At 51.0% G+C, this 25,708-nt stretch carries 7 protein-coding genes; all 7 read left to right on the top strand.

The window, feature by feature from the left end; all coding sequences use genetic code 11:
- Positions 1 to 3 precede the first annotated feature (3 nt).
- On the top strand, positions 4 to 618 hold the full coding sequence (locus tag AC4E8D_RS27320; protein ID WP_036614042.1) for a zf-HC2 domain-containing protein: 615 nt from the start codon (positions 4 to 6) through the stop codon (positions 616 to 618).
- A 313-nt stretch (positions 619 to 931) separates the two neighbouring features.
- Positions 932 to 1,768, top strand: a complete 837-nt coding sequence (cdaA, locus tag AC4E8D_RS27315) for a diadenylate cyclase CdaA (RefSeq protein ID WP_047841664.1) — start codon at positions 932 to 934, stop codon at positions 1,766 to 1,768.
- Entirely contained in the window at positions 1,761 to 3,251 is a 1,491-nt protein-coding gene (locus AC4E8D_RS27310; protein WP_221820577.1) for a CdaR family protein, read from the top strand. The genes cdaA and AC4E8D_RS27310 overlap by 8 nt, the downstream gene beginning before the upstream one ends.
- Before the next feature lie 72 nt (positions 3,252 to 3,323).
- A complete protein-coding gene (gene glmM / locus AC4E8D_RS27305) occupies positions 3,324 to 4,664 on the top strand; it encodes a phosphoglucosamine mutase (RefSeq protein WP_017692121.1) in 1,341 nt (446 codons plus the stop codon).
- A gap of 929 nt (positions 4,665 to 5,593) precedes the next feature.
- The gene (glmS, locus tag AC4E8D_RS27300) at positions 5,594 to 7,426 is read left to right on the top strand and encodes a glutamine--fructose-6-phosphate transaminase (isomerizing) (protein WP_036668148.1); all 1,833 of its coding nucleotides are present in this window, start codon (positions 5,594 to 5,596) and stop codon (positions 7,424 to 7,426) included.
- A 1,208-nt stretch (positions 7,427 to 8,634) separates the two neighbouring features.
- On the top strand, positions 8,635 to 9,918 hold the full coding sequence (gene ectB, locus AC4E8D_RS27295; protein ID WP_076217242.1) for a diaminobutyrate--2-oxoglutarate transaminase: 1,284 nt from the start codon (positions 8,635 to 8,637) through the stop codon (positions 9,916 to 9,918).
- Between the two features lie 676 nt (positions 9,919 to 10,594).
- Positions 10,595 to 25,642 carry a non-ribosomal peptide synthetase gene (locus AC4E8D_RS27290; RefSeq protein ID WP_221820579.1) on the top strand — a complete coding sequence of 5,016 codons (15,048 nt, stop codon included), beginning with the start codon at positions 10,595 to 10,597 and terminating at the stop codon, positions 25,640 to 25,642.
- Positions 25,643 to 25,708 lie beyond the last annotated feature (66 nt).

The raw sequence follows: 25,708 nt of genomic DNA, 5'->3' as shown, positions 1-25,708 counted from the left end.
CATATGGATTGCAACTCGGCCGTCTCTTTAATGCATGAATGTTTGGATGAGTCGTTGTCCCCGGCCCAGAAGGTTGAACTGAAAAGTCACCTTGTGATCTGTCCGGATTGTCGCATGCGCTTTAAAGAGTTGGAACAGACGGAAATGCTACTCTTTGCCATGAAACACTATTCACCGTCTGCCTCTGATGAGCTGACCAATCGAATTATGAATGCTCTGCCCCAGCCCAAGAGACAGCAAGCATGGCTCAAATGGGTCAAAGGACATCCCGCGCTGACGGCGGCAGCCTTCTTTTTGGTCGTGATGCTCTTTAGCGCCTTGAATTTCTGGAATCAGAATAACGAGATGGTTGTTAAGGGAAATAATCTGGACCAGATCGTGATTCAGGGTAACACGGTTATTGTTCCTGAAGGTAAGTCAATTGCTGGCGATCTTACGATAGAAAATGGAACCGCACAAGTATATGGTGATGTGAACGGCAATCTGACGGTTATCGATGGACAACTGTTTCAGGCTTCAACCGCGCATATTTCAGGTCAGGTGAAAAGTATTGATCAGGCGCTGGACTGGTTCTGGTACAAAATAACCAATATGGTAAATGAAGTGGCTTATCGCTAGAACAGGGTAAAATCTTCAATGGTATATACCAAGCAGGGTACCTCCAGATTGCATGGGGTACTCTTTTTTTATACGCAAACTTTGTAATTCATGGGAAATGTGATGTTTATGTGCAGTTTGAGACTGCCGTAACTTGCAACCTGAACGTTAACGTTATAACCTAGATACTAAAGAGAACATACTACTACATATAGATACGCATTTTGCACAAATCGAATGATGCAAAACGCGGAGACAAAGGATTATATAAAATCCTAATGGGTTAATATGAGATCAGGGTTTACTCATCAATGGGGATAGCGGGGGCTGGCTTATGAATTATTTTGCTGACTTAACGTGGACAGAGTCCATTAAGGACGTTATCGATATATTGATAGTTACCTATATTATGTACAAACTGATTTTGCTTGTGCGGGGGACACGTGCGGTTCAGCTCCTGAAAGGGATTCTGTTCCTTGTGCTGATCTGGGCATTAAGTACGTGGCTAAACCTGTATACGCTCAAGTGGTTAATGAACCAGATGTTTACGTTTGGTGTCGTTGCGGTGTTCATTATCTTTCAGCCGGAACTGCGTCGTGGTCTGGAGCAATTGGGACGCGGTAAGCTGTTTGGACGTTCAGCGGCAGCGAGTGATGAAGAATTAACCGTGTTAATTGGTGAGATTATTAAGTCTGTTAATTATTTGTCACGGCGTAAAATTGGCGCTTTGGTCGTGTTTGAACGTGAAACGGGTCTGAACGATTACACGGAATCGGGCATTAAGATGCAATCTCTGGTCAGCTCAGAGCTGATGATTAACATCTTTATTCCAAATACACCGCTCCATGATGGAGCCGTTATTATACAGGGAAAACAGATTTCGGCGGCAGCTTGTTATTTGCCATTATCAGAGAATCCTTTTATCAGTAAGGAATTGGGAACACGTCATCGTGCAGCAATCGGGATTACCGAAGTTGCAGATGCGATCTGTTTGGTTGTCTCCGAGGAGACAGGACAAGTGTCACTTGCAATGAATGGACAGGTCGTTCGTGATATTAAGGAAGAATCGCTGATTGCCAAACTGTATGAGGAGTTGCGCCCTACATCCAATCTGAAAAAGAATGGCTGGACAACCTTCTGGAAACGGAAGGGAGGACGTAACAATGGATAAGTGGTTTAACAATAATAACTTTGCCAAAATACTTGCACTTGCGGTGAGCCTGCTACTCTGGTTCATGATTCATCTGGATGAGGTACCAACCACCCCTACGATTACAACAGGGACAACCAACAAGGTTGTGGAACGTACGGTGCCTGTTCAACCTTATGGATTAGACAGCAACAGCTATGTGCTTACTTCATTAAGTACGGATGAGGTCCGGCTGGAGATCAAAGGACAGCGCTCGATGTTGACATCGGTTTTTACGAATGATGATTACAAGGTACTGGTCGATCTGAGTCAGGTGAAAGATGGGTCCAATACACTGCCACTCGTACCTGATCTGCCTTCCGGTGTAGAAGTGGTCAGCATGGAACCTTCCATGGTTACGGTGAATGTAGAAAAATTGGGCACCAAATCCTTCAATGTGAATATTGTACCCGAAGGGGAACCATCCGCCGGATACAGCGCTGGAACGCCCGTAATTGAACCTTCGACGCCAGTTAAGGTAACTCTGCCCGAAGGGCAACTCGAGGCTGTAGCGAAGATCCAGGGCAGTGTGAGCGTGAAAGATGCGAAGGAAGATGTCATACAGAAAAAAGTGAAACTTCAAGCATACGATGCTGAAGGCAAAGTCCTTGAAAATGCGATTATAACGCCTCAAACGGTTGAAGTCCGTGTTCCGGTCAATCAGCCCTATACATCTGTACCCTTAAGAATCAAATATTCGGGACAGCTTCCGGAAGGCCTGGTACTCTCCACAGTAGAGCCAAGCGTGAAAGAAGTCTCGGTTTATGGATCAGAGAATGCGCTTGCGGGTATACAGGCCTACGACCAAGTAACCCTTGATCTAACGCAGTTTGAGCAGTCAGGTACGTCGACAGTTAACGTGGACTTGACGCCGCCTTCCGGTTTTGAGAAAATCGAGCCTAGTTCGATTCAGATCAAGGTAACCATATCCCCATTTGACGAGGCGGAGGAGACAACCAAAGTCTTTCCGAACGTCCCCATCACACTTACCGGTGCGGGGAATGGGCTTGAAGGTACACTCGTTACGCCTAAAAGTGGCGGTCTGAACCTTACGCTTACAGGCTCGGCAAGTATGCTTGAGGGTCTGAGTAGTGATGATCTCACGTTGACGGGGGATCTTGCTGGACTTGCGGTCGGAACGCATGAGATTAAGCTTGAAGCCGACCTGCCCCGTTATGCCAAACTGGATGAATCATCTAATGCTCTGAGTGCAACGGTCAAAATTAGCGAAAAGGCTGAGGACACCACAACTACGCCTAGCGAAGATCCGACTGACGAGGGAACGGTAGCACCTGACCCTTCACCAGCCGAGGTCGAAAACGGGGAAACCGAGCCTGTTCCTGATGAAGAAGAAACGGAATCGAATACGGATACTCAGGATCAGAGTCAACAGGGGAGCACAACCAATCGAGGTAATTTAAATAATAACAGTGGTAGTAGCAGTAAAAGTGGCTCAAATCCGTAAACGTTCTAATTTTAAAATTCTTAAAAAATAATAATAGTGCTCGTATATGATGCGAATAGAAGGAGTTAAATCATGGGGAAATATTTTGGTACAGACGGTGTAAGAGGGGTTGCCAATAAAGAGTTAACGGCAGAGCTGGCTTACAGCATTGGACGTTGTGGTGGTTACGTGCTTGCAGGTGGTGTGGAAAGACCAAAAGTGGTTATCGGCATGGATACTCGAATCTCGGGATTGATGTTGGAATCCGCACTGGTTGCAGGTCTGTTGTCCATTGGCGCTGATGTGATCCGTCTGGGCGTTGTATCCACTCCGGGAGTGGCGTATATTGCACGTTTGTTGAAAGCTGACGCGGGCGTGATGATCTCAGCTTCCCACAATCCGGTTGAGGATAACGGAATCAAGTTCTTTGGCGGAGATGGCTTCAAGCTGTCTGATGAAACAGAGAACCGGATTGAAGAACTGATGGATGCGGAGACAGATCAATTGCCACGGCCAGTTGGTGGCGGTCTGGGTACTGTAACGACAGATGAAGAATCCCGTTATCGTTACCTTGATTTCCTGAAAACGACTGTAAATGAATCGTTCTCTGGACTTAAAATTGTTCTGGACTGTGCAAACGGAGCAGCTTATGAGCTGGCACCGAAATTGTTCAGTGAACTTGGTGCAGAAGTCATTGCCATTGGCGCTGAGCCTAACGGCCTGAATATTAATGAGCAATGTGGATCAACTCATCCAGAGAACCTGAAACAAGAAGTGCTTAAACATAAAGCGGATCTGGGTCTTGCTTTTGACGGGGATGCGGATCGTCTGATTGCTATTGATGAGACAGGCGCTGAGGTGGATGGAGACTTCATTCTGTGTATCTGCGGTGATGCGATGAATCGTGCAGGCAAGTTGAAGGACAGTACTGTTGTATCGACCGTTATGAGTAACATCGGATTCTACAAAGCAACGGAGAAACTTGCACTGAAAACAGCTAAAACGGCAGTAGGTGACCGTTATGTGATGGAGGAAATGCGTCGCGGCGGTTACAACTTGGGCGGAGAGCAGTCTGGTCATGTTATTTTCCTGGATTACAATACAACTGGAGACGGTATGCTGACTGCGATTCAACTCGTGGATACGCTCAAGGCTTCCGGTAAAAAACTGAGTGAACTAAAAGCGCTAATGACCCAGTACCCACAAGTATTGGTGAATGTGCGTGTTGAAGATAAGAGCAAATACGAGGGTAATGCTGCAATCGAGCAAGCTATCGCTACAGTAGAACAACAACTCGGGGATAATGGACGTGTACTCGTTCGTGCTTCAGGTACTGAATCTCTGATCCGTGTTATGGCGGAAGGACCAGATAAAGACGAACTTGAACAATTTGTGTCTCAAATCGCAGATGTAGTGCAAAAAGAACTGGTATAGTACTGGAAGATGTAAGAGATACCTTCGGCATACGGTTTCTTAAGGGAATTGTTGGCAGAACTAGGCTTAATATAACATGATTTAGGACTTATAGTGCGTGTTCAAAAAGTCTGGTTTTCAGTACCAAGAAGATGGAATGAAGATAGAAATGGAGTAGCGGAGCGTAGGGAAACTACGTGAGCAACGGACATTTCGGCTGAATTTCATATTCGATGCTGATGATGCCGTTAGGCATGATTCGTAATCAAAAGCGGAATTTTTGAATTACCTCTAATGATGGATATTCCTGCGTCCCGGCCTGATGAGACCATAGGTCCGTTTATCCGGTCGGGATTGTAGGTAAATATGCTAAAATTGTCACAGGTACTTTGCTCCATTGCAAAATGGACCTGACGTGCATATAATGAGTGGAGTCGTCATTCAGACACAGAAAGTGAGGAACGTAAGGTTACAGTTACACAAGCGCCAGAGCTTGGAGTTGCGCGGGATGATGTTGATCAGGATTTCTTCTAGGTTGAAGAACGGCTGATTAAGATCAACGGCAATCAAGCTGACGAGGTGGAGGTGTTCGGATTGTTCGGCGGGGACCTCCCGGTGAAGCACCAGAGCCGTAAACCGGATTGCGGAAAATGGATAGGTGACTGTCCACACAACGCGCCGGTGCAGGTGCAGGAGTTAAACTAAAATTCAAATGAATGTGCGTGAAGAGCGTAAACAGTACGCGGACGGGAAAATGATGTACATTCATGATTGCATTCATAACAGCTTATGATGACAGCGGGGCGACACGAGGTCGCTCTGATCATTGATAATTGAATAAGTACCAAGTATTCATGAAACGCTAGGCAATCACTCATTTTTCCGATGTGCCGCCTCTGCCTGTTTCTCTTCGTGACACAGTATTCATATACAAACGGAGGAAATAAATTATGTGCGGTATTGTTGGATATATTGGTAATAAGAACACTCAATCGGTATTGGTCGAAGGATTAAAGAAACTCGAGTATCGTGGTTATGATTCTGCAGGTATCGCGGTATTCACACCGGAAGGTCTGCAAATCACGAAAGCTCTTGGTCGTCTTGCGAACCTTGAAGCCAAGCTGGATGGTGCACCACTGGTAGGTAATGCCGGAATCGGACATACACGTTGGGCAACTCATGGTAAACCATCGGATGAGAACTCTCATCCACACACAGATGGAAGCCAGAAGTTCTCTGTTGTGCATAACGGTATTATTGAGAACTACCTGGATCTGAAGGATGAATTGATGGCTCAAGGTCACACGTTCACTTCCGAGACAGATACTGAGGTTATCTCTCACCTGATCGCACGTGAATACAATGGTGATATCGTCAAAACAGTACAAAAAGTGATCACGTTGTTGCGTGGCGCATTTGCACTGGGTGTATTGACAGAGCATGAGCCTGAGAAACTCGTAGCTGTGCGTCAAGCGAGCCCATTGATTATTGGTATTGGTGAAGGCGAGAACTTCATTGGTTCCGACATCCCGGCAATTTTGGAACATACACGTAACGTGTACATTCTGAATGATGGTGAAATGGCTGTATTGACACATGATGCTGTCGAATTGATGACGATTGAAGGCAACTTTATTTCTCGGGAAATGATTCGTGTCGATTGGGATGCTGTAACCGCAGAAAAAGGCGGATTCGAGCACTTCATGCTGAAAGAAATTCATGAGCAACCAAAAGCATATCGTGATACTATGCTGGGTCGCATCGATAATGAAGGCAAAAAAGTTCAACTTCCTGAGTTGAAAATGACTGAAGAACAAATTAAAAATATTCGTAACGTTCAAATCATTGCATGTGGTACAGCGTACCATGCAGGTCTGGTTGGACGTACAGTGATTGAGCAATTGGTACGTATTCCGGTTGAAACAGATGTGGCTTCCGAGTACCGTTACCGTTCCCCAATCGTGCACAAAGATACACTTGTAATCGTAGTGAGCCAATCCGGTGAAACTGCCGATACGCTTGCTGCATTGCGTGAAGCACAATCCAATGGTGCGCATGTACTGGCAATCACAAACGTAGTGGGCAGCTCCATTGCACGTGATGCAGATGATGTTATCGCAACATTGGCAGGTCCGGAGATTGCAGTAGCTTCTACCAAAGCGTATACTTCGCAGTTGATCGCGTTCAACTTGCTTGGTCTGTACCTTGCACAAGTTCGTGGTACTCAATCTGCAGAAGAGATTGAACACACGCTGGCAGCAATGCAAGCATTGCCTGAGCAAGTGGAATCCATGTTGGAGCAAGCGGAGGCAATCAAAGGATATGCAGAGCAAATCTCTAAACATGAACATCTCTTCTTCATTGGTCGTGGTCTTGACTACGCAGTAGCTCAAGAAGGATCTTTGAAGCTGAAAGAGATCTCTTACATTCACTCCGAAGCGTATGCTGCGGGTGAGCTGAAACACGGTACGCTCGCATTGATCGAAGACGGCATCCCTGTTATTGCCTTGGCAACGCAAGAGAACGTACTTGAGAAAACAGTGAGCAACATTAAGGAAGTAAAAGCACGTGGCGCAGATGTATTGGCAATTACGTATGAAGAGCACGTAGCACCATTGCTGAAATCCGTAGACCAAGCATTTGCAATTCCTAAGACGCTGCCACTGCTTAGCCCTGCTTTGTCTGTAGTTGCGCTGCAATTGCTGGCATATTATGCTTCCCTGGCACTGGGTCATGATGTGGATAAACCACGTAACCTGGCGAAAAGTGTAACGGTTGAGTAAGTTATTCTGTACAAATTAGTTTATTTTCCAATGATAAATAAGTGTAGAACCATTTACAAAAGTATGGAACTACACGAACTGTTGTCCAATGACATGGATAATGGGTTGATCAATAGATTCAGTAAATTAATAAAGTATAAACAAAATATGGTCCTGATGACTCTAAGTCATCAGGACTTTTTTGATGTTTCAGGAGGGTGGTTCTGAATATTAGAACCACCTTATTTGTGTTTGTACATTGTAAATTTATGTCATCAACTTCTTAAAGAGAGTCATTAACATTCGCAACTCGTAAGTGCAAATATTTCCCCAAGAAGGATGTGGATCGGGCATACGGGGTCATTTGAACAATAAAGGAAGATGGCCAAATGGGACTGGAACATCTTTCAGTGACTCACAAAATGGTATGCCAAGAAGCAACAATTTGCTGGATGAAGAAGCTTATTACGCGAAGTGAAATCATTGTCTGTTCAACTTGGATTCAGAACGCCATTGTAATCTATATGTAAATGAGTGAAGGACATAGAAAAGCGTATGAGGAAAATCTCGCGTATGGTTTGATGAGGAGGAGCAGAATATATTTACCCTTTATTCTAACGGAGGTGTAGAGAAGAAGGCGTGATACAAAACGATGTTGGCTGCCATCCGTTTGGATGCTGCGGGCAGCTTCAGCCAGACTTTCAGAAATTGGTCAGGTAATCATGTTAAGTTAATGCAAAGTGCAAGGATGCGGAACACTGGCAAAGAATATTAAAAAGGTAATATATACCAAATTATCCTGTTTCATGGCTGAATGTCAACACGCGTCGAATTCCTCGATTGATGTAAAACCATTCCCAACGTTTCCTTGCTATTCACTCTTTTTAATGAAAAATGTTAACACATTATGTTTCGTGAACCAAATTTAACATTATAATGACTATATTTAACAAAAATTTCACTATACATTCTTGTAAATTTTGATATAATTCAACCTAGGTCTTATTCCCTATTATTCTAATAAATGGAATTGTAGGGTTTTTTATACCCATCCAAGCTGTGTGCGAGAGACCAGTCTACTGGCTAACCAACAAGCCGGCATGCGGGGACCAACAATTGTGGAAAATGACAGCCTAGAATATGTTGCTCCATGACGTCAGAAGGTTCAGAAAGGAAGGTTCAGAAAGATGGAGCCAACCTTATCCCAATTCCGATGGAGGATGAAGTGAGTGAGCATTTTTGAAAAGCTGGAATCCAACGTAAGATCTTACTGCAGAAGTTTTCCGGTGGTATTCGACCGGGCCAAGGGAGACCTTTTATATTCTGAGGACGGAAGAGCATATATTGATTTCTTTGCAGGTGCCGGGGCACTCAATTACGGTCATAACAACGATTATATTAAAGACCGGGTTCTTGATTACTTGACCTCCGACCGGATTATGCACGGTCTGGATATGTATACAATGGCCAAACGTGAATTCATCCAGAGCTTCTCAGAGCGGATCCTGGAGCCGAAGAAGCTGAATTACAAGCTTCAATTCTGCGGTCCAACAGGGACGAATGCGGTGGAAGCGGCCCTGAAGCTCGCACGCAAGGCGAAGAAGAGAAGTGGAATATTCGCATTCATGGGTGGCTTCCACGGCATGTCGCTCGGCAGTCTGTCGGCGACAAGCTCCAAGTCCATGAGAGAAGGGGCGGGGCTCCCTCTGGACGGAGTTACGTTCATGCCGCACCCGAGCGGGGCTTTCGCAGAAATGGATACGCTCGGCTATATCGAGAATATCCTGACTGATTCGCACTCCGGAATCGATAAGCCGGCCGCGATCCTGCTTGAAACGGTACAAGCCGAAGGAGGAATTCACGTTGTCGACGCGCAGTGGCTACGCGAGCTGCAGCAGCTTTGCCGCAGGCACGATATTCTGCTCATTACAGACGAGATTCAAGTAGGATGCGGTCGGACAGGCGAATTCTTCTCCTTCGAACGTGCAGGGATCGAGCCGGATCTCATTACCCTGTCGAAGTCGATCAGCGGGTACGGCCTGCCAATGTCCCTCCTGCTGCTGAAGCCCGAACTGGATATCTGGACGCCGGGCGAGCACAACGGCACCTTCCGCGGCAACCAGCTGGCTTTTGTGGCCGCGAAGGCTGCTCTCGAGTTCCGGGACAGAACCGAACTGGAAGCTCAGGTGAAGCAGAAGGAAGAGTATGTGCGCTCGTTCCTTGATCAAGAAATCAAGCCTCTGCATCCGTCCATCGCCATCCGCGGACTCGGCCTGATCTGGGGCATTGACGTCTCGGGGTTCATGGATGAAGCCGGGGCGAAGCGGGTGACGGATATCAGCTTCGAGAACGGGCTCATCATTGAAAGAGCCGGCAGAGGAGATTGTGTGCTGAAGATCATGCCTCCGCTTACCGTCTCTATGGAGCATCTGACCGCCGGCTGCGCCATTATCAAGTCAAGTATGCAGCAGGTGATCTCTCAGGAGACCAAGGATTTGTTAGTAACGACCTAAGCTTGGCCAAGCCGATGGCCGCCCCCGGCAAGAGGCATGAAAGTGCCTTCCGGAGGGCGTGCGGACTTGATGTTAAGGCAGCGCTTTCTCCTCATGCTACCTGCGGTAACGTTAATCAGCATGGAATTCTCCGGCAATCCAAGGGCAGTACCGTTCGTGCCATACGGAGCATTCCTTGAGTCTCATGCAGTACCCTCGTTAAATTTAATCGTCAGGAAAAGCTCACTACCCCGCAGCCGAATCTTTACTTATCCACACCAGGGCTGTGGGGGAATAAGCAAATCGTACATAGAGTGTATCAATACCCCTTAAACATAGGCTTCGTCAAAGGCAGCTCGAGTGCCAAATCAGGAGGTACGGTCGACTTCCTGCTGGACGGCTGGAACCCTGCGGCAAGCCTTACATCGACAGGAGGAACATTCCTTGTCGTCTATCCCCAAATCCAATTCTGAATCCCATGTTAAACCAAATCCCGTCTTCGGGTGACTCGTCGGCAGCAATCTTCTTGAAGCAGAGGAGTCCGAAGTAACCGACATCTCTTGCGTAGAACGATGCTTATTGTTGTCCTTTACGCATGGGAGCCGAGCGGGACAGCTGCTAGGCAGAGGATTGCCGCATGCGATCAACCGGGCAAATGAAGCGGTGACATTGCGCAAGCCATTGATGTTGTTGTCAGATGTTTGAAAAGGAGAGGAGCGAGGGTGGAGCGTTGCTTCGGCATATGCTCCGCCGGATTGCTTTTACCGATGAAGAGAGGGGAACGATCCAGATGGCTTTTGAAAAAGAAACGTTGTTTTGGAACGAAAAATTCGGTAGTGACGACTATACCTTGACGCGGTTGCCTTATTGCAAAGCTCCAAACTCCCTGGTGCCCAATGTGAAAACCGTTGGCGGTTCGCTTTCGGAGGAAGCGGCGCAGCGCGTCCTTCAAATGAGCAAGGGTGCTCCGCTGGCTACTTTTATGATTTTGCTCGCTGGTGTTCAGGCACTCTTGCATAAATATACAGGAGCTTCAGACATTCTGGTCGGCATGCCGGTTGTGCCGAAAAAGGGGGAGACGCGTCGATCCGTTAATCATACGGTCATTTTGAAAAACTCGCTTTCGGTGGGGGCAACTTTTAAGACACTTCTGAGCGAACTGAGGACTTCCTTGCCGGAAGCCATTCAGCATCAACATATTCCGTTCTTGAAAATGACGGAGAAGCTGGATCTGCAATATGCTGAAGGGACACCCTTCGTTCATACGCTAGTATCCCTTAAGGAGTTGCATCTGGACGAAATTGGGCAAAACGTGGTCACGGACTGTTCCTTTGAATTCAGTTTAACCGGCGGGACGATACAGCTAGCACTGTCATATAACGAGCACTTATATGACTCCGATTTCATGAGTCGGGTCGTCGGCCACCTGAATCGCCTGCTGTCCGTGGGGCTTTATGAGCTGGAGCTGGACATCGTGCGAGCGGACATGCTGTCGGAGGACGAAAAATTTCAATTACTGCAAAGCTTCAACGATACAGAGAAGGACTATCCTCGTGATCGGACGATTCATCAGCTTGTGGAGGAGCAAGCGAAGCGTGTGCCAGAGGCGACTGCGGTTGTCTTTGAGGGGCAGCGGCTTTCATACGCAGAGTTGAACGAACGGGCAAACCAGCTGGCGCGTACGCTACGATCGGTCGGTGTGCTGCCCAATCAGTTAGTAGGCTTGATGGTCAGGAGATCACTGGAGACGGTCATTGGCATTCTGGCGGTTCTGAAAGCTGGCGGTGCCTACGTGCCGATCGACCCGGAGTACCCGGAAGAACGTATCCGCTACATTCTGGAGAACTCGAACGCGCAGCTGCTGCTGACTCAAAGAGAGCTGTTACAGCAAGTCCCGTTCGAAGGGACCGTATTGGCGCTTGATGACGAGCAGGCCTATAGTGACGAAGGCTCGAACCTGGAGGCGGTCAGCGGTCCAAACGATCTTGCTTATGTCATTTATACGTCAGGTACAACGGGCAACCCCAAAGGGGTCATGCTGGAGCATCGTGGTTTGGTCAGCTTGAAGCTGATGTTTGCAGACAGGCTGGGCATCACGGAGCATGACCGGATCGTACAATTTGCGAGCTTGTCCTTCGACGCATCCTGCTGGGAAGTGTTCAAAGCACTCTATTTTGGCGCGGCTTTGTACATCCCGACGGCCGAAACAATTCTCGACACTCGTCTGTTCGAGAGTTATATGAACGAGCATGCGATTACGGCAGCGATTTTGCCTCCGACGTACAGCGCTCATTTGAACCCGGATCGTCTTCCCAGCTTAACAAAGCTTGTAACGGGAGGTTCGGCGGTATCGGCCGAATTCGTGCAGCAGTGGAAAGCGAAGGTTCACTATTTCAATGCTTACGGCCCTACCGAAGCTTCGATTGTTACGACGCTTTGGGATGCGGATGAGCAGCAGCCGGAGCGCAGAGTCATTCCGATTGGGCGCCCGCTGGCTAATCATCAGATTTTTATTTTGGATGCCCACCTGCAACTTGTGCCTCCGGGAGTGGACGGCGAGCTTTGCGTGGCAGGTGTGGGGCTTGCGAGAGGTTACCTGAACCAACCGGAGCTGACGGCAGAGAAGTTTGTGGAACATCCGTTTGCGCCGGGAGAACGCCTTTACCGGACAGGAGATCTCGCCCGCTGGCTGCCGGACGGTAATATGGAGTACTTGGGCCGGATCGACCATCAGGTGAAGATCCGTGGATTCCGAATCGAGGTCGGTGAGATTGAAGAGCAGCTTCTGAAGATCGACTCGGTGCAGGAGACGATTGTAATCGCGCGGGAAGGCAAAAGCGGGCAAGAACTGTGCGCTTACCTGGTCGCGAGCCTCCCTCTTACGCTCGGCGAGCTGAGAAGTGCGCTGGCGCAAAAATTGCCGAATTACATGATTCCGGCGCATTTTGTTCAGCTTCCGCGGATGCCGCTCACGCCGAACGACAAAATCGATCGTAAGGCTTTACCTGCCCCGGAAGGAAACGCACTGACTGGCGGCGCGTACGTAGCTCCCCGCAATGAAGCTGAGCGAAAGCTTGCTGATGTGTGGCAGGCGGTATTGAACGCCGATCGTGTTGGGATAACGGATCATTTCTTTGAGCTGGGCGGAGACTCGATCAAGTCCATTCAAGTATCTTCGCGGCTTCATCAAGCCGGGTACAAGCTGGAAATCCGGGATTTATTCAAATATCCGACGATTTCACAGCTCAGCCTGCATGTGAAACCGATCAGACGTACCATCGATCAAGGCGAAATAACGGGTGAAACGGCGTTGACGCCGATTCAGCATTGGTTTTTCGAGAGTTCCTTTGCGGACCCGCATCATTTCAACCAGTCGGTGATGCTGTACCGGAAGGAACGCTTCAACGAAGAGATCGTGTATCAGGTGCTGCAAAAGCTGGCCGAGCATCATGACGCCTTGCGCATGGTGTTCTGCAAGTCGGAACAGGGGTTTGGTGCGTTAATGCGAGCGATTCAGGATGGTGGGCTGTTCACGCTTGACGTGTTCGACTTTAAAGATGTGGAGAATCCCGCGCAGGCTGTGGAAGGGAAGGCAACGGATATTCAAGCAGGCATCGATCTGGTGAACGGGCCCCTTATGAAGGCGGCACTGTTCCAGTGCGAGGACGGAGATCATTTGCTGCTCGCGGTTCATCATGCCGTGGTAGACGGCGTGTCTTGGCGCATTTTGATGGAGGATTTCGCTCTAGGTTACGAGCAAATTGGAAAAAGCCAGGAAATTCGTTTCCCGGCGAAAACAGATGCGTACCGCACTTGGTCCGAGCAGCTGGCTGCTTACGCGCAAAGCCCGGAGATGGCAAAGGAACGGGCCTATTGGCAGGCCGTGGAACAAATGGAGGTTCTGGCCGTGCCGAAGGATATGGAGGCGGACGTTACGACGCAGCATGACAGCGAATCGCTGTTTGTCCGTTTGACTCCCGAAGAAACGGAGCTGCTACTGAAGCGGGTTCACCGTGCCTACAACACCGAAATGAATGATATTTTGGTAACGGCGCTTGGAATAGCCTTACGGAAATGGACGGGGCACGAACGGGTGCGGATCAATCTCGAAGGACACGGACGTGAATCGATCAGAACGGATATCGACATCACGCGTACAGTTGGCTGGTTTACGACCAAGTTTCCAGTCGTCCTGGAGCCGGAAACCGACCGAGATTTGGCATATCAGATTAAACAGGTCAAGGAAAACTTGCGCCGCATTCCGAACAAGGGGCTAGGGTACGGTATATGCCGCTATCTCTCGAAATCGGAGGATGGCTTGGTTTGGGGCGCAGAGCCGGAAATTAATTTTAACTACCTTGGCCAGTTCGACGATGATGTCAACCAGGACGAGATCGGCATTTCTTCTTATTCCAGCGGCAACCCGGCTAGCGACCGGCAGGCACGCAGCTTTGTGCTGGATATCAACGGTATGGTGCTGGACGGCACTTTATCGCTCGATCTCAGCTACAGCCGGAAGCAGTATCGCAAGGAAACGATGGAAGCCCTCGCTCAGCGGCTTGAGCAAAGTCTCCGAGACCTCATTATCCACTGTGCAGGCAAAGAAAACACAGAATTGACGCCGAGTGACGTGCAATTTAAAGGCTTGACCATTGCAGAATTGGAGCAAATCGCCCAGCGCTCGGGCCATCTCGGGGAAATCGAAAATATTTACTCACTTACGCCGATGCAGAAAGGTATGTGGTTCCACAGCGCGCTTGACCGGCAAACGGCGGCTTATTTTGAGCAGACGCGGTTTACGATGCGGGGAGCGCTCGACGTCCAGCTTTTTGAGAGGAGTTGGATGGAACTTGCGAAACGTCATCTGGTGCTGCGGGCGAATTTTGTGAAAGGACCCGCGGGCGAGCCGCTGCAAATCATATACCGCGACAAACCGGTCGGTTTTGAATATGAAGAGCTGCTTCATTTGCAGATGGACGAGAAACAAGCTTACTTGGATAAAAAGGCTGAGGAGGACAAGCTTCGCGGCTTCGACATGGAACATGACGCGCTCGTTCGGTTCACGATCCTGCGCACCGAAGAGCAAAGCTATCATGTACTGTGGAGTTTCCAACATATTTTGATGGACGGCTGGTGCCTGGCTCAGCTGACGCAGGAGCTGTTTGAGGCATACTCGGCCTTGGCATCCGGCGAGCAATTAGCGGGAGGTAAGGGATCGGATTATGGGGCCTATATCGAGTGGTTGGAGAAACAGGACGATCAGGCGGCATCAGCCTATTGGATGGCATTCCTGGCAGGTTATGAAGGGCAAACCGTACTCCCTGGACAAAAGGAACTGGCGCCCAACGGCAGATTTACGGCTGATCACGTCACCGCCGAGCTGGGCAAGGACTTGAGTGAGCGGATGGACCGGGTGGCGAAACAGCGCCTGGTTACGGTCAATACACTGCTGCAAGCTATTTGGGGCGTGATGCTGCAAAAATATAACGGAACAAACGATGCCGTATTCGGTAGCGTCGTAGCCGGAAGACCGGCGGAAATTCCGGGCATTGAGTCCATGATCGGGCTGTTCATCAATACGGTGCCGGTCCGGGTGACGAGTGAAGCGGACACCGTGTTCGCCGACCTGATGGCGAAGCTTCAAGAGCGGGCGCTTGAGTCCGGGCGTTATGATTACTATCCGCTGTATGAAATTCAGGCCCGTAGCGTGCAAAAGCAGAACCTGATCAACCATATCATCGCTTTTGAGAACTATCCGGTGGACGAGCAGATGGAGCAGGCGGGGGACCAGCAACATGGCGATCTGACGATTGCTGATGTTCAGATGGAGGAGCAGACAAACTATAACTTCAACGTCACCGTGGTGCCGGGAGACGAGATTGAAATTCGGTTCGACTTTAACGCCGAAGTGTTTGATAAAGCTAGCATTGAGCGGCTCAAGGGGCATCTCGTTCATTTGCTGGAGCAGGTGGCGGATAACCCGGAGATTACCGTGGGCGAGCTGGAACTTGTGACAGAGGCGGAAAAGGCTGACCTTCTCGGACGTTTTAACGACACCACAACGGAATTTCCGTGCGGGAAAACGCTCATTCAATTGTTCGAAGAGCAGGCGGAGCGCATCCCGGATGCAGCTGCCATCTCCTTGAATGGGCAAGAGCTGACCTACCGCGAGCTGAACGAACGCGTTAATTGCCTTGCTCGTACCTTGCGTAGCCACGGGATATCCAAAGGCCGCCTGGTCGCCATTATGGCTGAGCGTTCCATCGAAATGGTGGTGGGTATGCTGGCGGCACACAAAGCCGGTTCGGCTTACGTACCGATTGACCCGGAATATCCCGAGGAGCGTATCCGTTTCTTGATCGAGGATTCGGGTGCGCAGGTCATGCTGACGCAAAGCCGATTACGCGAGCGCCTGGCGGGTTCGGACTCCGTGATTTTACTGGATGACGAGTCCTTCTATCACGAGGACCGCACAAATCTTAATTCGGGCAACGAAGCGACAGACCTGGCTTGCATCATCTATACGTCAGGCACGACGGGCAAGCCAAAAGGAAACCTTGTTTCGCACCGCAATATCGTGCGGATCGTGCGAAATACGAATTATATCGACATCACTGAGCGGGATCATGTCCTCCAGCTTTCGAGCTATTCGTTTGACGGAGCGATTTTTGATATTTTCGGTGCTTTGACCAACGGGGCACGGCTGGTGCTGGTTCCCCACGAGACTTTGCTGGAAATCGGCCAGCTGGCGGATCTTATCCAGCGCGAGCGAATCTCGGTCATGCTAATTACGACGGCTTTCTTCAACGTCCTTGTAGATGTGAACGTCGACTGCCTGCGGGATGTCCGGGCGATTTTGTTCGGAGGAGAGCGCGTGTCGGTCGGCCATGTGCGTAAAGCGCTCGCCCATATCGGACCGGGCAGGCTCAACCACCTGTACGGTCCATCAGAAAGCACGGTTTATACCACGTATCTTCCAGTCGACTTTGTCGATGAGTCCGCGCTTACCGTACCCATCGGACGGCCGATCAGCAATACGACGGTGTATATCGTCGACAGCCAGAATAAACTTCTGCCGATCGGCGTGGCCGGGGAACTTTGCGTCGGCGGAGAAGGCTTGGTACAGGGCTACAATAACCGGCCGGAGCTAACGGCGGAGAAATTTGTGGACCATCCGTTTGTGCCGGGAGAGCGCATGTACCGTACAGGAGATTTGGCAAAATGGCTACCGGACGGCACGATTGAATACGTGGGGCGGACGGATGATCAAGTGAAAGTCCGCGGCTTCCGTATTGAGCTGGGCGAGATCGAAGCTCAGCTTCAGAAAGTGGAGGGAATTCGGAAAACGACGGTATTTGCGCGGGAAAACGCCTCCGGCGAGAAGCAACTTTGCGCCTATTATGAAGCGGACCGTGAGCTTCCGGCGGCCGAGCTGAAGAGCGTTCTTTCCCAGGAACTTCCTGCCTATATGATCCCGGCGTACCTGATCCAGTTGGAACGGCTTCCGCTGACGACGAACGGCAAGGTCGACCGCCGCTCCCTCCCGGCACCTGAGGAGAGCTTGCAGCCGGGCGAAGGACATACTCCGCCTCGGACTCCGTTGGAAGCCAGCTTGGCTGAAATATGGAAAAGCGTGCTCGGATTGGAACACATCGGGGTTCATGACAACTTCTTTGACTTGGGCGGCCATTCCCTGCGGGCAACGACACTGGTGAGCAAGGTGCATCAGGAGTTGAACGTCGAGCTGCCTCTGCGCGACGTATTCCGCTACTCAACGATCGAAGAGATGGCTCTCGCCCTCTCCCGGATTGAAGAGCAGTTGTTCTCGTCGATTCCGCTGGCAGATGAAAGAGCGTGTTATCCACTTTCCTCAGCTCAGAAGCGGCTGTTTATCCTGAATCAGCTGGAAGGAGCCGATCAGAGCTATAACATGCCGGGTGTGCTGTTGCTCGAAGGATCGATTGACCACAGCCTGCTGGAGAAAGCTTTCCGCGGACTGATCGAACGTCATGAAACGTTGCGAACCGGATTTGAGATCGTGCAAGGCGAAGCGGTACAGCGTATTTACGAGAGCGTTGATTTTGCCGTTGTGTGTCGACATGCGAACGAGGAAGAAGCGGCTGCAGTCGTGCAGGCTTTTATCCGACCTTTCGACTTGGCGAAGCCACCGTTGCTGCGTGCCGAGCTCGTAGAGCTGGCAGCCGATCGTTATTTACTGATGTTTGACATGCACCATATCATCTCCGACGGGGTTTCGATGGACGTGTTCGTTGAGGAACTCGTTCGTTTGTATGGCGGTGAGTCATTAGAGCCTTTGCATATTCAGTACAAGGACTATGCGGTATGGCAGCAATCGGACGAGCAAAAAGTGCAATTGAAACGCGAGGAAGCTTACTGGCTGGACCGTTACCGGGGCGAGCTGCCGGTTCTGGAAATGCCAACGGACTACCCGCGTCCTGCTGTACAGAGCTATGAGGGACATACGCTGACGTCTTTTGTGGACGAGGCAACGAACGAAGGCTTGAAGCAGCTAGCCGCTCAAAGAGGAACGACGCTATATATGGTGTTGCTTGCCGCGTATACCGTGCTTTTGCATAAATACACAGGTCAGGATGATTTGATCGTTGGCACGTCGATTGCGGGTAGAACGCACGGCGATATGCAGCCCTTGATCGGAATGTTTGTCAACACGCTGGCGATCCGCAATTATCCGGCTTCGGAGAAGACCTTCCTGTCGTATTTGGAAGAAGTGAAAGAAACGACTTTAGGCGCTTACGAGCATCAGAATTATCCGTTCGAAGAACTCGTCGATAAAGTGCAGGTTAGCCGGGATTTGAGCCGCAACCCGCTGTTTGACACGATGTTCTCCCTGCAAAACCTGGAGGAGTCAGAGTTTGAGCTGGAAGGGCTGAAATTGTCCCCGTACCCTAGCGAATATGGTATGGCCAAGTTCGACCTGAGTGTGGATGTTACGGAAGAAAATGGCGGACTGGAGTGCAACTTTGAATTCGCAACGGCTCTTTATAAAGAAAGCACGATCCGGCGGCTATCGATTCATTTTGGACATTTGCTTGCGGCGATCGTGAGCCGTCCAGATGCGAAGATTGCCGAACTGGACTTGCTGACGGCAGAGGAAAAAGAGCAAATTATCGGCGCGTTCCACCCGGCGCAGTCGGAAGTGGCTCCTGTGGCGGCGTTCCACCGACTGTTCGAGGAACAGGCGGAGAGCACTCCGGAAGCGGAGGCAGTCGTGTACGAAAACGATCGGCTGACGTATGCGGAGCTGAATGAGCGGGCGAACCGCTTGGCGGCAACGCTGCGCGCAAGTGGAATCGGCCGGGAGGAGATTGTTGGTATTCTCGCCGAGCGTTCGGTGGACCTGCTGGTGGCCGTGCTGGCCGTCTGGAAAGCGGGCGGGGCGTATGTACCGCTCGACCCGGATTATCCGGCAGACCGCGTGCGGTTCATGCTTGAAGACAGCGGAGCGAAGGTGCTGCTGACACAAACGCCGCTGCGAGAGCGTGCTGAAGCCTGGCTCAGCGAAGAGGAACTGGCACTAGTGACAGTGCTGTATCTCGACGACGAAACGTCATACAGCGAAGAAAGGGAGAATGCACCGTTTGGCTCCAGCATGGTTTCCCGTAAAGTCTCCGGCAAGCTGACCGGTGCTGTGAACGACGGAGATGAGAGCTATTCGAATGTTGGTATGGACAGCTTCCATGAAGCTCGTCCAGAGGATTTGGCCTATGTAATCTATACGTCGGGTACAACGGGTAAGCCGAAGGGTGTAATGATTGAGCACCGCAGCCTGGTGAACACGGCAGCGGGTTACCGACGGGAATACCGGTTAGATCAGTTCCCGGTGAGGCTACTGCAACTCGCCAGCTTCTCGTTTGACGTGTTCGTGGGTGATATTGCACGCACGTTGTATAACGGAGGCACGATGGTCATTGTGCCTAAGGACGATCGGATTGATCCATCTCGTCTGCACTACTGGATAGAACGCGAGCAAGTCACGATCTTTGAATCAACGCCGGCGCTGATCGTACCGTTTATGGAATACGTGCACGAGCAGGGGCTAGAGTTGAGTGGGATGGAGCTGCTGATCACAAGCTCGGATAGTTGCAGCGTGGCGGATTATAGAACCTTGCAGGAACGTTTCGGCCCGTCGTTCCGCATCATTAACGCCTACGGTGTAACGGAAGCGGCAATCGACTCCAGTTTCTATGACGAGGGGTTGGAGAAACTGCCGCCAACAGGCCATGTGCCGATTGGAAAAGCGTGGTTAAATGCGAAGTTCTACATCGTGGATGCACATCTGAATCCCGTACCGGTCGGGGTGCTGGGCGAGCTGGTTATCGGCGGCGTTGGGGTAGCGCGCGGGTACTTGAACCGTCCAGAGCTGACGGAAGAGAAGTTCGTAGACAGCCCGTTTGCTGTGGGCGAGCGGCTGTACCGCACAGGAGATTTGGCGCGGTGGATGGAGGACGGGAACGTGGACTTCATCGGCCGAATCGACAATCAGGCGAAAATCCGGGGGTACCGGATCGAGACGGGTGAGATCGAGTCGCAGTTGCTGCGGGTGAAAGGTGTGCGCGAAGCGGTGGTGCTGGTTCGAAGTGATGATGCGAACGGGCAGAAGATGCTGTGTGCGTATTACACACCGGATACTGGTGCGAAGCTGTTAGTGAACGATCTGCGCAGTGCGTTGGCACAGGAGTTGCCAGGTTACATGATCCCGTCGTACTTCGTGGAGCTGGAGCATCTGCCTCTGACACCGAACGGGAAGCTTGACCGAAAGGCGCTACCAGCGCCTGAAGGAGAAGCGGGAAGCGGAACACAGTACGTCGCACCACGCAATGAGCTGGAAATGAAGCTGGTAGTTATTTGGCAGGAAGTGCTGGGGCTTACGAAGGAGATTGGTATTCACGACAACTTCTTCGACATCGGTGGCCACTCCCTGCGCGCGACAACGTTGGTCAGCAAGATTCATAAAGACTTGAACGTGGATCTGCCACTGCGCGACGTGTTCCGCCATTCCACGATCGAGAGCATGGCTGCCGTCATTTACCGGCTGGATGAGCAGACATTTGTTGCCATTCCGGTGGCGGATGACCGAGAGGTGTACCCTCAATCTTTTGCTCAAAAACGTCTCTTTATCCTGAATCAGCTGGAAGGTGCGGAGCTTAGCTACAACATGCCGGAAGCGATGCTGCTGGAAGGTGCTTTGGACCGGACAAGGTTCGAAGAAACATGCCGTAAGCTCGTGACGCGGCATGAAATGCTGCGCACCGGGTTCGAAATGGTGGACGGCGAAGCATCACAGCGGATTTACCAGGATGTGAATTTTGCGGTGGAGTTCTATCAAGCGGATGAGCAAGAGGTCGAAACGGTGGTTCACGGTTTCGTCCGTCCGTTTGACTTGGCTAAGCCACCGCTGTTGAGGGTAGGCCTTGTTGAGCTGGCTCCGGAACGCCATATTCTGATGTACGACATGCATCATATTATTTCTGACGGCGTTTCGATGGAAATCTTTGTTGAAGAATTCGTGCGCTTGTATGGTGGAGAGCAATTGGAGCCACTGCGCATTCAGTACAAAGACTACACCGTTTGGCAGCATTCGCAGGAGCAGCAGGAAAGGCTTCGGCATCAGGGGACGTATTGGCTGGATATGTTCCAGGGCGAGCTTCCGGTGCTGGAAATGCCGACTGACTATCCACGTCCGGCTGTACAGAGCTATGAGGGTCAAACGCTGGAGTTTTTCTTCGACGCTTCAAAAACCGACGGTTTGAAACAGCTGGCTTCGGAAACGGGCACGACACTGTTTATGGTGCTGCTTGCGGCATATAACGTGCTTTTGCACAAATATTCAGGTCAGGAAGACGTGATCGTTGGTACGCCGATTGCCGGAAGAAATCATGGAGATGTGCAGCCGTTGATTGGGATTTTCCTAAACACGCTGGCGATTCGCAGTTATCCGGTTTCGGAGAAAACATTCCTGTCCTATCTAAATGAAGTCAAAGAAACAACTTTACACGCCTTTGAGCATCAAAACTATCCGTTTGAACAATTGGTGGACAAGGTGCAAGTCACCCGTGATTTAAGCCATAATCCACTCTTCGACACGATGTTTACGATGCAAAATACGGAGAACGAGCAATTTGAACTGGAAGGGCTTCGCCTGATTCCTTATCCGAGCGTACTGGATACTGCGAAGTTTGATATCAGCTTGGATGTGGGCGAGGAGAACGGCGGATTGGATTACAGCTTCGAATATGCGACGGCTCTTTATAAAAGGGAGACGATTGAACGGCTGGCAAAACATTACGAGCAGTTGCTCGTGACAATTGTGAACCGTCCAGATGCGAAGATTGCCGAGCTGAATTTGCTGACGGCAGCGGAAAAAGAAGAAATTGTCTGCGCGTTTAACCCGGCACAGCCGGAAGAGGCTCCTGTGGCGGCGTTCCACCGACTGTTCGAGGAACAGGCGGAACGCACGCCGAAAGCGGAAGCCGTCGTGTATGAAAATAACCGACTAACGTATGTGGAGCTGAACGAACGAGCGAACCGCCTGTCGGCAACGCTGCGTGCAAGCGGCATCGGTCGGGAGACAATCGTTGGCATTCTCGCCGAGCGTTCGGTGGACCTTCTGGTGGCTGTGATGGCCGTCTGGAAAGCGGGAGGGGCATATGTACCGCTTGACCCGGATTATCCGGCGGACCGTGTGCGGTTCATGCTGGAAGACAGCGGAGCGAAGGTACTGCTGACGCAAACGCCGCTGCGAGAGCGTGCCGAAGCCTGGCTCAGCGAAGAGGAGCTGGCACTGGCGACGGTGCTATATCTCGATGACGAAACGTCATACAGCGAAGACCGAGCGAATGTACCAATGGACTTCGGCCAAGGCTCCAGCATGGTTTCCGGTAAAGTCTCCGGCAAGCTGACGGGTGCTGTGAACGACCGTAATGAGAGTCATCCAAATGATGTTGATGCTGTCGGTATGGACAGCTTCCATGAAGCCCGTCCGGAGGATTTGGCGTATGTGATCTACACTTCGGGGACGACGGGTAAGCCCAAGGGTGTAATGATCGAGCACCGAAGCTTGGTGAACACGGCGGCTGGTTACCGACGGGAATACCGGTTGGATCAGTTCCCGGTAAGGCTGTTGCAGCTCGCAAGCTTCTCGTTTGACGTGTTCGTGGGTGATATCGCGCGGACGTTGTATAACGGAGGCACCATGGTCATTGTACCAAAGGACGACCGGATTGATCCGTCTCGTCTGCATTACTGGATAGAGCGGGAGCAAGTGACGATCTTTGAATCAACGCCGGCGCTGATCGTGCCGTTTATGGAGTACGTGCACGAGCAAGGGCTGGAGTTGAGCGAGATGGAGCTGTTGATCACAAGCTCGGACAGCTGCAGTGTGGCAGATTACCGGACCTTGCAGGAACGGTTCGGCCTGTCGTTCCGCATCATTAACGCCTACGGTGTAACGGAAGCAGCAATTGACTCCAGTTTCTATGACGAGGAGTTGGAGAAACTGCCGCAGACAGGTCATGTGCCGATTGGGAAAGCGTGGTTAAATGCGAAGTTTTACATCGTGGATGCACATCTGAATCCCGTACCAGTCGGGGTGCTGGGCGAGCTGGTTATCGGCGGAGTCGGCGTGGCACGAGGGTACTTGAACCGTCCAGAGCTGACGGAAGAGAAGTTCGTAGACAGCTCTTTCACAGCTGGTGAGCGGTTATATCGCACGGGAGATTTGGCGCGGTGGATGGAGGACGGCAACGTGGATTTCATCGGCCGGATCGACAATCAGGCGAAAATCCGGGGGTACCGGATCGAGACGGGTGAGATCGAGTCACAGCTGTTGCGGGTGGAAGGTGTGCGCGAAGCGGTGGTGCTGGTTCGAAGTGATGAGAACGGGCAGAAGGCGCTGTGTGCGTATTACACGCCGGATACTGGTGCGAAGCTGTTAGTGAACGATCTGCGCAGTGCGTTGGCACAGGAGCTGCCAGGTTACATGATCCCGTCGTACTTCGTGGAGCTGGAGCGCCTGCCTCTGACGCCGAACGGAAAGATAGACCGGAAGGCGCTGCCGGCGCCGGAAGGGGAAGCTGGAAGTGGAACGGAGTACGTCGCACCACGCAATGAGCTGGAAACAAAGCTGGCGGTAATTTGGCAGGAGGTGCTGGGGCTTACGAAGGAGATTGGTGTTTACGACAACTTCTTCGACATCGGCGGGCACTCTCTGCGAGCGACGACACTGGCAGGCAAGGTATTTAAGGAATTAAGCGTCAACCTGCCGCTGCGCGATGTATTCCGTCACTCGACCATTGCGGCGATGGCCGATGCGATTGCCCGGATGGAACGGCGGGAGCATGAGGCCATTCCTCAAGCGGAAGAGAGAGAGTACTACCCTCTGTCCTCCGCGCAGAAACGGCTGTTTATTCAGCACACGCTGGATGGAGCGGATCAGCTTTACAACATGCCGGAACTGGTGCAGGTGGAAGGCAAGTTTGATTTAGATCGGTTGGAAGCCGCATTGCGGAAACTGATAACACGGCATGAGTCGCTGCGCACCGGTTTTGAAATGGTGAAGGGCGAAGCGGTTCAGCGGATTTACCCGCAGGTCGATTTTGCTATCGAGCATCATCAAGCGGATACAGAGGATGCGGCTCAAGTTGAGCAGATCGTTCGCAACTTCGTACGTCCGTTTGATCTCGGCAAGCCTCCGCTGCTGCGCGCCGGAGTCGTCGAACTGGAGCCGAACCGGTATATTCTCCTTTTCGATATGCACCATATTGTGTCGGATGGCGTATCGATGGCGATTGTGATGGATGAGTTCTCGAGTTTGTACGCCGGGGAAGAACTGCTGCCACTACGCATTCAATATAAGGATTATGCCGTTTGGCAGCAGTCAGAGGTTCACCGAGAGCGGATCGGGCGACAGGAAGCGTACTGGCTGCAAACCTTTGAAGGCGATCTGCCGACGGGGGATCTGCCGATGGACTACGAACGTTCTACAGTTCGCAACTACGAAGGTGCGCATCTGGAGTTCGATGTCGATGCTTCTCTCTCTGCGCGGCTGCGTGAATTGGCGGCCGAGCGTGAAAGCACGCTGTACATGGTACTGCTTGCCGCATATACCGTGCTGCTGTCCAAGTACAGCGGGCAGGAAGACGTAATCGTAGGCACCCCGGTGGCGGGAAGAACTAACGCCGATTTGGAGTCGGTCATCGGCATGTTTGTTAATACACTGGCGCTCCGCAATCGTCCGTCAGGCGAAAAAACGTTCCTGTCCTACCTTGATGAAGTGAAGGAAACGGCTTTGGGAGCTTTTGAGAATCAGGATTATCCATTCGAGGAGCTCGTGGAGCGTTTGAATGTGAAGCGCGAGCCTGGCCGCTTCCCACTGTTTGATGCCGTTTTCGACTTGCAAAATATCGAAGAACGAGACGCCGAACTGGAAGGGGTCAGCCTGAAGAATTACGAGCTTGACCATTTGGAAGAAGCGAAGTTTGATCTGACGCTGTTTATGTATGAAAACGAAGGGGCACTGAGCGGGGGCTTTTTCTACGCCACCAAACTGTTCAAAGAAACGATGATCCACACCTTAACCGAGGATTACCTGCGGGTACTTTCTCAAATTGCGGAAAATCCACAACTTGAGCTATGTCGGATTGAATGTCATAAACCGGCGGCAGGCGCAAAGAGTGCCGTGGATACGATCGAATTCGCGTTCTAATATTACAAGCGTGCTCCGCCGTCAAGCAAAAGTGGTGCGCATCCCAAGGAAGACGGCGAACAACTT

It is taken from the genome of Paenibacillus sp. SRL342 (assembly GCF_984798905.1).
This window is presented reverse-complemented; position numbering and strand designations above follow the sequence as displayed.

Excerpts from the sequence above, each read along its gene's own strand:
- AC4E8D_RS27320 (WP_036614042.1), top strand. The coding sequence starts at position 4 with ATGGATTGCAACTCGGCCGTCTCTTTAATGCATGAATGTTTGGATGAG.
- cdaA (WP_047841664.1), top strand. The coding sequence starts at position 932 with ATGAATTATTTTGCTGACTTAACGTGGACAGAGTCCATTAAGGACGTT.
- AC4E8D_RS27310 (WP_221820577.1), top strand. The coding sequence starts at position 1,761 with ATGGATAAGTGGTTTAACAATAATAACTTTGCCAAAATACTTGCACTT.
- glmM (WP_017692121.1), top strand. The coding sequence starts at position 3,324 with ATGGGGAAATATTTTGGTACAGACGGTGTAAGAGGGGTTGCCAATAAA.
- glmS (WP_036668148.1), top strand. The coding sequence starts at position 5,594 with ATGTGCGGTATTGTTGGATATATTGGTAATAAGAACACTCAATCGGTA.
- AC4E8D_RS27290 (WP_221820579.1), top strand. The coding sequence starts at position 10,595 with ATGTTTGAAAAGGAGAGGAGCGAGGGTGGAGCGTTGCTTCGGCATATG.